10 protein-coding genes are annotated in these 12,507 nt (G+C 61.0%); 4 read left to right on the plus strand and 6 right to left on the minus strand.

The features are described from left to right. Positions 1–2: 2 nt before the first annotated feature. The gene (locus tag ABX74_RS10455; protein WP_047888789.1) at positions 3–926 is read right to left on the minus strand and encodes a glycosyltransferase family 2 protein; all 924 of its coding nucleotides are present in this window, start codon (positions 924–926) and stop codon (positions 3–5) included. Between the two features lie 21 nt (positions 927–947). On the opposite strand from ABX74_RS10455, the gene ABX74_RS10460 reads away from it, so the two are divergent. Beyond that, positions 948–1,964, plus strand: coding sequence for a hypothetical protein (locus tag ABX74_RS10460; protein WP_144419569.1), 1,017 nt, complete (start codon positions 948–950; stop codon positions 1,962–1,964). A 94-nt stretch (positions 1,965–2,058) separates the two neighbouring features. Beyond that, positions 2,059–5,343 (plus strand): LamG-like jellyroll fold domain-containing protein, encoded by a 3,285-nt coding sequence (locus tag ABX74_RS10465; RefSeq protein ID WP_053062010.1) that lies wholly within the window; start codon positions 2,059–2,061, stop codon positions 5,341–5,343. 68 nt (positions 5,344–5,411) lie between these two features. Here ABX74_RS10465 and ABX74_RS10470 read toward each other — a convergent pair whose 3' ends face one another. The 3 genes from ABX74_RS10470 to ABX74_RS10480 are packed head-to-tail and all read right to left on the minus strand — an operon-like array spanning position 5,412 to position 7,971. Then, entirely contained in the window at positions 5,412–6,887 is a 1,476-nt protein-coding gene (locus ABX74_RS10470) for a glycerophosphodiester phosphodiesterase (protein ID WP_047888791.1), read from the minus strand. Positions 6,888–6,898: 11 nt separating this feature from the next. Next, complete coding sequence (locus tag ABX74_RS29690) at positions 6,899–7,486, minus strand: hypothetical protein (protein ID WP_144419570.1); 588 nt, start codon at positions 7,484–7,486, stop codon at positions 6,899–6,901. A 41-nt stretch (positions 7,487–7,527) separates the two neighbouring features. Further along, positions 7,528–7,971, minus strand: a complete 444-nt coding sequence (locus tag ABX74_RS10480; protein WP_047888792.1) for an adenylyltransferase/cytidyltransferase family protein — start codon at positions 7,969–7,971, stop codon at positions 7,528–7,530. Between the two features lie 239 nt (positions 7,972–8,210). Here ABX74_RS10480 and ABX74_RS10485 point away from each other — a divergent pair, with 239 nt between their 5' ends. Continuing rightward, positions 8,211–9,560, plus strand: a complete 1,350-nt coding sequence (locus ABX74_RS10485) for a UDP-glucose dehydrogenase family protein (protein WP_047888793.1) — start codon at positions 8,211–8,213, stop codon at positions 9,558–9,560. Between the two features lie 68 nt (positions 9,561–9,628). Then, positions 9,629–10,918, plus strand: a complete 1,290-nt coding sequence (gene tgt / locus ABX74_RS10490; protein WP_047888794.1) for a tRNA guanosine(34) transglycosylase Tgt — start codon at positions 9,629–9,631, stop codon at positions 10,916–10,918. Here tgt and ABX74_RS10495 read toward each other — a convergent pair. Continuing rightward, the gene (locus ABX74_RS10495; protein ID WP_019746509.1) at positions 10,909–11,643 is read right to left on the minus strand and encodes a queuosine precursor transporter; all 735 of its coding nucleotides are present in this window, start codon (positions 11,641–11,643) and stop codon (positions 10,909–10,911) included. The two genes, tgt and ABX74_RS10495, sit on opposite strands and share 10 nt — an antisense overlap. A gap of 117 nt (positions 11,644–11,760) precedes the next feature. Beyond that, a partial coding sequence (locus tag ABX74_RS10500) for a hypothetical protein (protein WP_223257879.1) occupies positions 11,761–12,507 on the minus strand: 747 nt, incomplete at its 5' end.

The following is a 12,507-nucleotide window of genomic DNA, read 5'->3' on the forward strand; positions in this document are numbered from 1 at the left end:
ACTCAGGCGCCGATCGGACGGCGGTACTCGAGGTAGGTCCGGCCGAAGGCGCCCGCGACGATTCCCGCGCCCCGAGCGGCGATTCGGATACCGTGTGCGCGATTACGGGGGCTGCGACCCAACACGCCGAGCGTCGCGCGAGCGGTTCCGCCCGCCACTCGGGTCGCCCCGGCCAGTAGCAGCGCTCCGCGTAACCGAACGGTCTGCGCACTGCCCGAAATGAGTGCCAGTTCCGTACGAGCCCAAGAGTTTCCGATTCGATAGCGTCGACGTATTACCCAGTCGAGGGTGGCCCGTTCTGCTGGAACGACATCGGTCACCACTGCCTCGTCACACCACACCAGCGTGAAACCGGCTCCGGTGTATCGGCGCGTGAACAAGCTGTCGGATCCGCCGCTTGCGCTGAATCTTTCGTCGAACTGCAACGAAATCGAGCGGACCAGACGCAGATCGAGGAGCAGGTTGTTTGTCGCGGCCACACGCACTTCGGTGCCGGTGGGTAGGCGTCGGCGATCGAAGAAACCGCCGTCGGCGATCCAGGGGTCGAGTGGTGCCGCAAATGCCGACACGACCGGGCCGACAACTCCGCCGGCACCGGTGCGTATGCGGGTTTCGAGCAGTGCTGTCAGCCAGTCGGATGTGGGACGTTCGTCGTCGTCGATGAACACGAGGAGATCGACGTCGACTGATTCGGCGAGAGCGCGGTTGCGGGCGGCAGCGATACCGGGAGTCGGTTCGTGTACGTAGGTGACGCCGGTGCCGAACCGGTTTGCGGTCTCACGCGCACCACCAGCCGGATCGTTGTCGACGACAAGCACGGTTGGTGGTCGAATACCGTACCCGACGGATGCTTGATGGCAATGGTGCAGCAATTCGGGAAGCAACTCCATCAGGTCATCGGGGCGTCGGTATGTCAAAACGGCCACAACAGCCGATAGGTTGGACGCGTGATTTCCGGAAACAGAATCAATGGTCGAATTGTTACGTTCACTGCTGATCACCAGGAATATGATAGCGCTACATGTTTGCTGAAACGCGTCAATGGCGCAACGCTGGGGGAGAATGGAAGTTCTTCAATGTTGTGGAGTGCTCGCCCTAAACGGTCCCTTCGTGCAATGGGTCTTGCTTTTGCCGCACTGCTTGCGGCCGGTGGTTTGAACATAGGTTTGCCGGCGGAAGTCGAGGCTGCGGTGCCGACGACATTCGGATTACCTGCAGGAACACCGCTACGAGTGCACAACGGGGACCTGACGATTCGGACACCGGGCACGGTGATCGAAAATCTGGATATCCGTGGTTTTGTCCGGATCGAGGCCAGTAATGTGACGATCCGCCGGTCCATCATCCGCGGACGTAATCCGGGGCAAATCAATGAATCATTGATCGCGGCTTACGGAGACCATCGAAATTTCAGGATCGAGGACACGACACTGCGGCCGTCGACGCTGTCACCGTACGTCGACGGAATCAAGGGTCGAAACTTTTACGCCAGGCGACTCGACATCTCGGGCGTTGTCGACTCGGTGGTGATTTTCGGGGACAACGTCGATTTCGGTTACAGCTGGTTACACGACAATTTGCACTATTCGCCCTGGCCTAAGCAGTGGGACAACCAAACCCACGACGACAATGTGCAAATCGAGGGTGGCAGCAATATCTCCGTGCACAACAGTCGTTTGGAGGGTGCGTACAACGCCGCGGCGATGATCACGCAGAACTATGCGCGGGGTGTGAACATCCAGATCAACGACAACATTCTGTCCGGTGGTCAATGCACGATCAATGTCGATGAAAAGGGGAAGGGCGCGATCGGTCTGACGATCAAGAACAACAGGTTCGGGACGTCGGGAATCCGAGATTGTGCGATCCTCGCGCCCAAAACGTCCGTTGGTGACTGGCCGCGGAATGTGTGGCTTTCCACCGGCGCTCTCGTACGGGTTCGCAATCCCCGAAAAACGAAGTAGCCTGTGGATTGCTGACAGCGGGTTCGTCGGTGAACTCAGCGCATAACGGGGGGGAAGATTCCGGGTGCGTTCCTTATTGCAACCAGGAGTACGAATGATCGACATCGCCGGTATGCGCGCCGACGGATATCAGGATCACCGGAAGAAGTGGCGCGGTTTGGTCAACGCGTTCGTTTCGGTGGGGACAGTTCTAGCGGTGGTGGGATCGCTGGGCATCGGTACAGCAACTGCCGATACCGCGCCGACTGTCCCCACAATTCCGCGGACGGTGTCCGCGGATGCATTACCCACCGTTCAGGTGGACGGGGTCGTTTGGGCGCAGATCGTCGTAGGCAACACGGTGTACGTGACGGGGAAATTCGCCAACGCCAGGCCTGCTGGTGCGGCTCCGGGTACCAATCTCGTTCCGAGGTCGAACGCGCTGGCATACGACCTCGATACCGGCGAACTGAAGCCGTGGGCTCCGGCACTCAACGGTCAGGGGCGCGCCCTCGAAGCGTCCGCTGACGGCAAAACCGTCTTCGTTGGTGGGGATTTCACCAATGTCAGTGGTGTCAACCGGTATCGTCTCGCTGCTGTTGACGCGGATAACGGCACGGTGCTCAACATCTTCACTGCGGCACTTGACGCGGGTGTGCGCGCTCTCGAAGTCCAAGGCGACACGCTGTACGCCGGCGGAATCTTCAATACCGTTGGAGGACAAGCGCGTCAGCGGCTGGCGGCATTCAATGTCGCAACCGGTGCAGCTTTGCCGTGGGCGCCGAAGGCCAACGCCGAGGTAATGGCCATCACGGCACCACCAGGTAGCAACAAGGTAGTGGTCGGCGGTCGCTTCACGACGCTCAACGGTGCGAACAACGTCGGCGTCGGCTCTCTCGATGCCACATCTGGCGCCACTATCTCGTTTCCTACCAACACAGTTGTGCGGAATTCCGGTATCAACTCCGCGATTTACAGCCTCAGCAGCGATGCCGGCACCGTGTACGGGACCGGCTATTCGTACGGGTCGGGAAACCTGGAGAGCGTTTTCGCTTCCGATGTCGCGACCGGAAATCTACGCTGGGTCAGCGGCTGCCGAGGCGACACGTATTCCAACGTCACGATCGGCGACGTGATGTACGTAGCCGGACATCCACACGACTGCAGTCAAATCGGCGGCCTTCCGCAGACCGAACCGTGGAGTTACCAGTGGTCGTTGGCATTTCGTACGAATGCGTCCGGCCCGATCAATTCGAGTGGCAACTTCCTCGGCAAACCGGCACCGGAGTTGTTGCACTGGTTGCCGACATTGGCTCCCGGAACGTTCACGGGCCAGAAGCAGGCGGGTTGGTCGATCGCCGGAAACGATCGCTACATCGTCCTCGGTGGCGAGTTTCCGAAGGTCAACGGTGTGCCGCAGGAGGGGCTTGTTCGGTTCGCGATCAAGGATCAGGCGCCGAACAAGGAAGCGCCGAACGGTTACAACGAGTTGTTGCCTGCGATGACCGGAGTCGGTCCTGGTGCGGTCCGCGCGACGTGGACGGCGGCTTGGGACCGCGACAACAGTCACTTGACCTACGAATTGCTTCGAGGTGCCCAACTTTCGACTGCGACGGTGGCGGCTACGACCGCCAACGATGCGCAGTGGTGGAACCGGGGCCGGATGGGTGCCACGGATACCTCGGCGCCGCCGGGATCGACCCAGACGTACCGGGTTCGGGTCACGGACGCATTCGGCAACACCATGGTCGGGCCGACGGCGACAGCCACAGTGCCGGCCGGAATCGCGTCGCCGCCAAGTGCGTACCAGGAGTTGGTTGCCCGCGACGGCGCCGTCCATTACTGGCGTCTGGGGGAGGCATCGGGGACTCTCGCGTCGGATTGGGCCGGTGATGCCGATCTGACTCTCAAATCAGCCCAGCGCAATGTCGGTGGTGCGATCGTCGGTGATCCGAACCCTTCCACGTCGTTCACGGCCGGATCGAAGACGGGTGGGTCCGCACAGTTCGGGCCTCAGTCGTTCAGCGCCGAGGCGTGGTTCAACACGACCACCCGTTGGGGAGGGAAGATCATCGGTTTCGGCAGCGTGAACACCAACAACAGCGCCTCCAGCGATCGTCATGTGTACATGAGCAATTCGGGTCAGCTGTTACTCGGTGCGAACGCGAACGGATTCCGGACGGTGGCTAGTCCACGGTCATACAACGACGGCAAGTGGCATCACGTCGTCGGTGTACTGGGATCGACCGGGATGCGCCTGTATGTCGACGGTGAGCAGGTGGCAGAACGTGCCGACACCGTTCAAGCCGAGTACCGCACCGCGGGATATTGGCGGGTCGGCGGCGACAGTCTGGGAGGTTGGCCCTCGGCACCTCTCAGTTCCAACTTTTCAGGCGCGCTCGACGAGGTCGCGGTCTACAACTCGGCATTGAGTTCGGATGCAGTGCAGGCGCATTGGCAACGTGGCCAGGGCGTGGTAGCGAATCAGCCGCCGGTCGCGGCGTTCACGGAAACCGTGACGGATCTGGCAGTCGCCTTCGACGGCAGCACTTCGGCAGATCCGGACGGGACAATCGTTTCGTACGAGTGGAACTTCGGTGACGACGCGACAGGTGCCACTATTACAGGTGCCGACGCGAAGATCGACCATAGTTATGCTGTCGCCGGTACGTACGCCGTGACCTTGACCGTCGTGGACAATTCCGGCGCGAAAAGCACTGCAACACATCCGGTTACCGTCAAGGACGCGGTTGTTCCGGCTGACGGCGAGGTAGCCAAGGACAATTTCGACAGGGAAACGGTCTCGGGTCTCGGCGAAGCAGAGGTCGGTGGCGTCTGGTCGGTGACCGGTGGTGGAGCCAAAGCTTCAGTCGAGTCGGGTTCGGCCAAAGTTACAGTACCCGCTGGCCGTTCGGCGACTATGTTGTTGCCCGCGGTAGCGTCCGGTGATGTAGACGTGTCGCATTCGATGTGGCTCGAAGCGATGCCGACCGGCGGCGGCGCGTATCTGTCGACCGTGCTGCGGAGTGGGGCTTCCGGCGATTACCGTTCGCGGGTAAGGATTCTCGCTGACGGTTCGGTACAGGTGTCGTTGACCAAAGTGGTGGCGGGTACCGAAACGGTACTCGGTTCGGTCGTGACGTTGCCCGGCCTGACGTACACGGCAGGTAAGCATCTGCGGGTCCGTGCCCAGGTTCTCGGTGCGTCACCGTCTACCCTGCAGGTAAAGGTGTGGGACGAGGAAATGCCAGAGCCGGTGCAGTGGACCAGATCCGTCACCGATTCCACTCCGGAACTGCAAGCTCTGGGTTCGACGGGGTTGGCGGTGTACATTTCGGGATCGTCCACCGAGCCGGTAGTGGCCCGGTTCGACAACTTCGAGGTCGCTCGACCGGAGTAGACGTGCATACAACACCGCGCGCCCCTGTACTGCCAGGAGGCGCGCGGTGTTGTACTTCGGGGAGTTTGTCAGCGATATGCGACGCTGATGTTGCGAAATGACGCCTGGGCGTTGGCACCGGAATAGTTGCGTGCCAATGTGAAGTAACCCCCGAAAGCTGTGCGAGGCGCGCTGACCGTTGTCGGCTCCGGCTCCTGTCCTGAATCACACTCTGCAGTAACGGAATCTGGTTTCACGATGATCCGTAGCGTCAGCCATTGACCGACGACTGGTTTGTTCCCGGCCACGGACGACTGCAAAATGGAGAGTGCGTTGCCCTCCGGAATGCTGCGCAATTCCAGGTCACCGGTGGACCGCAGGACGACGAGCTGACCTTGGGTGGTTCCGGGCGAGACCGCGCCGAGTCGATAGGCGGAATCGTCGTCGCGTCCGATGACGACTGCCAGATGATCGGAGGCGAGCGGAGGCGCCGCGCCGAACTGCGCTTCGACGGTGATGACGTACGGGGCAGCGCGCACCGGGCACATCGATCCCATGGATATGGATTGGGGTGATGCGCCGGTTGCCAACAGAATCGAACCGTTCGGCCCCCATTCAGGTGCCGCAGACGATGAATTGTTACCCGCCAGGTCGCCTGGTGCGATCCGCCCGGTGGAAAAGGTGTCGTGCGGACTAGGTTCGGAGGGCCCGGCCACATAACTCCACGATGAGGACATGAACCCTCGGACCCCAGCCTCAGCAAGGTAGGGGAGTTGGGAGCGGCGGTTTACCGACCATGCGATTACCGGTTTGCCTGTCGCCACGGCGCCCTGGATCGAAGTTTGTTGCCGCTCGTTCTCCCTGCGGACGCCTGCGAAGATTCCGATTGCGTCTGATCCGCCTGCGGCCTCGTCGATTTCGGCACCGGTTGCATGTGAGCTGAAATAGGTGCAGATGGTCAGCCCTGCTTTGCGCGCAGCGGACTCGCCTTCTCTGGCAGTGAACGGTTGTGTGAAGACGGTGGTGCCGCCCAGCTGTTTCGCGGTGACAGCGCCGATCACGTCGGTGGTGGCTTCCGTGTCCTTGGATTCGACAAACAGAACAGCCCGCTTGCCGAGTCTTTCGAGCACCTCTGAGAATGTGGGAATCGGGTGCATCCCCCAGTCCGGACCTACCCAGCGGGTGAGATCGACGGGATGATTGCTCAGTTCGTCGTGAGTGACGTCCGCAATTGCGATGTTCTGACCGCTTGTTCGGCTCAACGTCGGGTCCTCATGACAGACGAGGATTCCGTCTCTGGTGCGGTGGACGGCGACGCTGATTGCCTCGGCGCCGCGGTCGGCGATTCGCGAATATGCGGCGAGCGTGTGCTCGGGTGCCTCGTCGCTTGCCCCCCGTTGCGCGATGAAATACCTACCGCGGGAGAGGAATTGGTGAGCCGGCGATTGGGCCGAGATGCTGGAATTACTGCAGGCACTCGTCGCCGATCCGCCCGCAAGGCCCAATCCGAGAAGTGTCGCAGCACGGAACACGCTGCGCCTGGACAGCGAGGTTTGCGCGACCACCTCGGCCGCCGTCAACGAGCGACGGCGATGACGTTCTGGGAATCGCTGTGGCCCACTTCGAATACGGCGGTGTCGATCCCGTCCTCCGGTACCTGGAACACGTAGACACCCTGTTGGTGGTCGCCAGGAGGAAGCAGTCCGCTGACCGGCGTGGCTGTGTCGGTCGCGCCGGGTGCCGCCGGCAGTCGGTTGCCGTAGTAGGCGTTGACGGTCAGACTGTCCAGCGAAATGTCCGTGGTGGACTTGTTCGCGAAGTCGAGCGTCACGCTCAAGCCGCTGCCCGCGATCTCACCTGGACCGTTGGCCGTGAGTTCGAGCGGTTCGGTAGTCACCGCGGTGACCTCTAGACCGTTGGCCAGTGGGCTCGGGTGGTCGACCGGCACTGGTGGCAGCGTGGAGATGTTCTCGGCGCGGTCTTCGGTGATACCCGGCGGCGGGGGCGTGCCCACGGTGACGCCTGGCGGCGTGACGCTGTCACCGTTCGATGTATCGGAAGCTGGGCTGGAACACCCCGTCAGCGCAGCTATCACCAGCAGTGCTGACACTCCGACCATCCGAGGCGCCGAGGCGGATTTGTGAATCACATGTGCTGTTCTCATCGATTGCTGCCTGCTTCGTGCTGTTTTCTGTGATTCATGCGCTACCGAGTCCCGGTTGGTCGCGATTTGACGGACTTTTCCAGAGCTGCGCGCAGCAGGGTGCTGGAGGTGTCGAGCGTGTAGGGGAAATAGACCACCTCGACGCCGACTGCGGCAAATTCCTGCTCCAGCGCAAGGCCTTTCGGTGTTCCTCGCCAGTCATCCCCCTTGAAGATCGCATCGAATCCCACGTCGCGCCAGGTGTCGATCTTGTGCGGCTTGGTTTCGGCGACAGCCTCGTCGACGCAGTTGATGCTCGCCACGATCGCGATCCGCTCGGCTAGCGGAATTACCGGGTCACGACCTTTGGCCAGGCGTGCCATCTCATCGGATACAACTCCTGCAATCAGGTAGTCGCATTGGCTCGCTGCGTGGCTGAGGATGTTGAGGTGCCCGATGTGGAACATGTCGTAGACGCCGGGTGCATAACCGATGCGACGTGTCATGGCCGCCTTCTTGCCTGAAGTTTGCTGTGGGTGCCAGCTAGCCGCTTTTTCATATATGTCCGGTTTCGGTGGTTGTGATCACTGGTTGATTGCTGAATTGAGTATGCTTGGTCTGTCTACCAGGTTGGACGTCAAGCTTCTCGATGTATGCTAGAGGATAGCGTCAGTGCAGCCCATGCGGGCAATTTGACCGCAACATTATTGCGGTTCGGGGGATGGCTGATTTCAGTGGAGGCTAAGTGTTTGCTCGACGGATAGCTGTCGTCGGTACGGGGTATGTGGGGCTGACGACGGGTGCGTGCCTGGCGTCACTCGGACATCATGTGATCTGCGCCGATGTCGACGAGGAGAAGATTCGGCGGTTGCAGGATGGGAAGGTGGACATCCTCGAGCCCGGCCTGTCGGAACTGGTGGCGGAAGGCCTTGCTGCCGGGCGTCTGGCATTCACTGTCGGCGCAGCAGTCGCAGTCGAACAACATGCGGAAGGCGTCGAGGTTGTATTCCTCTGTGTGCCAACGCCGATGGGCGTCGGCGGCGTTGCGGATCTGCGAGCTGTGGAGGCGGTACTGGACGAAATCCGCGATACGCTCCCGGCCGGTTGTGTGATCGTGAACAAATCCACCGTCCCAGTCGGCACCGCCGCGCGAACTGCGGAGTTGTTGGGTCGATCCGATGTCGCGGTCACCAGTAATCCAGAGTTTCTGCGAGAAGGCACCGCGGTTCGCGACTTCCTCAACCCCGATCGAATCGTCGTGGGTGGGGAGGCACAGGACGCGGCAGAACGCGTCGCGGCGCTTTACTCCAGGCTCGGCGCGCCGACTGTGCTCACCGATTCGGCCAGTGCCGAACTGGTGAAGTACGCGGCCAACGGATTTCTGGCGATGAAGTTGTCGTACGTCAACGCGGTGGCTGAACTGTGCGAGCGACTCGGTGCAGACATTCTGGATGTGACCGAAGGTATGAGCTACGACCGTAGGATCGGTCGTGAGTTTCTCAATCCTGGCCCAGGATGGGGTGGATCGTGTCTGCCGAAGGACACCCAAGCGTTGCTCCAGGTGGCAGATGCTGCTGATTTCGAGTTCCGTCTCATGCGGGCGTCGATCGATACCAATACCCGTCAACGTCAGCGGATGGTGGACAAGATTCGTTTGGCTGTGACGGGCAATCGAAACGGCTCACTCACCCGCACTCGCGTGGCACTGCTCGGTTTGACCTTCAAAGCCGGCACCAATGATCTTCGTGATTCTCCAGCCTTGATGATCGCCGCTCTACTGCGGCAGGCGGGCGCAGAGTTGGTCGGGTTCGATCCCGCACTCCCCACAGCGATATCGTATCCGGAACTGGAGGGTATCGAACTGGTCGCCGACGCGTATGCCGCAGTCGCACAAGCCGACGCCGCCGTGGTGCTGACCGAGTGGCCGGAGTTCCGCACGCTCGATTGGCCGCGGATCGCCGCAGCGATGGGCACTCCTCGAGTGATCGACACCCGAAATCTGCTCGACCGAGACGTCCTGACGCGAGCGGGTCTCACGTGGACCGGAGTGGGCCGACGACAACCTTCGGACATCACTGTTCTGGCGGCGCAGTAGAACTGTCGAAGGTGCTCGTCGCGAGCATGCCGCGGCGGCAGTATTCGCAGTTATGACAGGATTGGCACGTGAATTCTGCAGTACAGCCTCAGTCTGACGCGTCTCCTTCGAAGCGTCCCGAGTCGATCTTCACGATAGGGACCAGGCTCGAGGACCGGCTCGGACGAACCGGCACCATCCACACACCGCACGGCGATATCGCGACTCCGTCGTTCGTGGCCGTCGGAACCAAGGCCACGGTCAAGGCCGTGCTGCCGGAGTCCATGAAGGAACTCGGTGCGCAGTCGTTGCTCGCTAATGCGTACCACCTGTACCTGCAGCCGGGACCCGACATCGTCGACGAGGCCGGCGGGCTGGGCAAGTTCATGAACTGGGACGGGCCCACCTTCACCGACAGCGGCGGCTTCCAGGTGATGTCCCTTGGCGTCGGGTTCAAGAAGGTGCTCGCGATGGAAGCCGTCGGCGTGCAGTCCGACGACGTCATCGCAAAGGGCAAGGAGCGTCTCGCGACGGTCGACGACGAGGGCGTGACGTTCAAATCGCACCTCGACGGCAGCAAGCATCGGTTCACCCCCGAGGTGTCGATGCAGATTCAGCATCAGCTGGGTGCCGACATCATGTTCGCGTTCGACGAGCTCACCACGTTGCTCAACACCCGCGGCTATCAGGAGCGATCGGTCGAGCGCACGCAGGCCTGGGCGATCCGCTGCATCAACGAGCACGAGAAGCTCACGGCCGAACGCGCCGACAAGCCCTATCAGGCTCTCTTCGGCGTGATCCAAGGCGCGCAGTACGAAGATCTGCGTCGTCAAGCCTGCCGCGGACTCGAGTCGATCGAAGGCGAGAACGGATACGGCTTCGACGGCTACGGCATCGGCGGCGCCCTCGAGAAGCAGAACCTCGGCACAATTGTGCGTTGGTGTAACGAGGAACTACCCGAGAACAAGCCGCGTCATATGCTCGGCATCAGTGAACCGGACGACTTCTTCGTCGCAATCGAGAACGGCGCGGACACTTTCGACTGCGTCAATCCGTCGCGTGTTGCTCGCAATGCCGCGATCTACGTCCGCTCCGGCCGGTTCAACATCAATACCAGCCGATTCCGTCGTGACTTCACGCCTATCGACGACGAGTGCGACTGCTACACCTGCGCCAATTACACCCGCGCGTACATCCATCACCTGTTCAAGGCGAAGGAAATGCTCGCGTCGACGCTGTGCACCATCCACAACGAGCGATTCACCGTGAAGTTGGTCGACGACATCCGAGCCAGCATCGAAGGCGGATACTTCCACGACTTCAAAGCGGACATGCTCGGAAAGTTCTATGCGGCGAAGACGCCGGCACCTCAGACGTAGGTCGGTTCGCGCTTCTTCACGTAGGCGATGACGCGGTAGGTGATCGGCATGACCAGAACCTCGACAAGCGTCTTCCACAGGAAGCCGACCAGCACGTAGTTGATGAAGTCTTCCCACGTACTGATGCCGATGACACCGGCTGCGATGGAACAGAAGATGAGGGTGTCGGCGAATTCGCCGACGACGGTCGAGCCGATCAGCCGCGCCCACAGGTGCTTCTCCTGCATGCGCTTTTTCATCATGACCAGGACCAGGGAGTTCAGCAGCTGGCCGACGAGGTAGGCGGCCAATCCTGCGACCAGCAGCCGGGGAATGACGCCGACCACGGTTTCGAGGGCGGCCTGGTTCTCGTAGAACTCTGCCGACGGGAGTTGCACAGCGATCCAGAAGCATGCGGCGGCAAGAATCAGTGCGCCGAAGCCCAGGTAGATCGCGCGTCGGGTCGCTTTGAAGCCGTACACCTCGCTGAGTACGTCACCGAGGACGTAGGCAAGCGGGAACAAGAAGAATCCACCATCGGTGATGATGGGCAGAATCTGCAAGGGACCGAGCGAGAAGTCGGAATCCGCAAAGAAGGCGACCCCCTTTGTCGCCGCCACGTTCGAGATCAGCAGCGTTGCGGTGAAGAGCGCGACGATCGTCGGGTAATAACCCCGGCTGACGTGCGCAAATTTGGTTTCGTGGGTCGATTCGTCTTGCTGATCCTGAGCTGTCACGTCCGTCATCCAAGCACCACAAGGCGCTCGGATGCGAGTTGGCGACCGTCCAGTTGCGCAGAACACACCGAAGGCCCTCCGGTTTCACGTGGAACCGCAGGGCCTTCGGTGATGCAAACGAACTGATCAGGCAGCTACATGGCCGCCGGTCAGCACGCGGTATGCGTAGGTACTGGCGATCAGCGCGACGGGCGCCGTCACGAGAAGACCGATTCCGCACAGCAGTGCGCCGATGATGTTGATACCGATCAGAGCGAGCGCCAGCAGGATCAACGTTCCGACGTTCGACGAGGTCAACGCGTAGCTCGATTTGATGCCCGAAATCGCATCCTGATTCTTGTCCACGATGAAGGTCAGCGTGTAGTAGAGCAGGAACGCCGCGATGATGCCGGGAATGATGCACAGAACCAAACCGACATAGGTGGCGACGGCGACAAGGAAACCGCCGAGAACAACTGCACCGATGTTCGTGAATTGGAAGAAGGTGCCGAAAGCCGGCTTGATTCCGTCCAATTCGCTCAACGCTCCACGAAGGAATGCGGCTTGGATGATGTAGCCGACGATTGCGGTGACCAATCCACCCACGATCGACAGCGCGCTGAATTCGGTATTGGTGTAGTCGAAGCCGTTGAAAGCACCCTGGATGAGTCCGGCGATCAGAAAAGCGATGATCGAGATCCCGATCCAGACCAGTGCGTTGTCTTTGAACTTGTTCCAGCCGTAGGAAATTGCCGCACCCACAGAAAGCTGGGGGGCGCCGAAGCCTGCGCCGTAGTCATTCGGGGGCGGAGGCGGGAAGTTGCCACCACCGGGAGGAGGCGGGTACCCACCGGGAGGCGGGTAGTTTCCGCCGGGAGGGGGATAGACGCTTGC

Source organism: Rhodococcus sp. ARP2 (genome assembly GCF_001029585.1).
GTDB lineage: Bacteria > Actinomycetota > Actinomycetes > Mycobacteriales > Mycobacteriaceae > Rhodococcus_F > Rhodococcus_F erythropolis.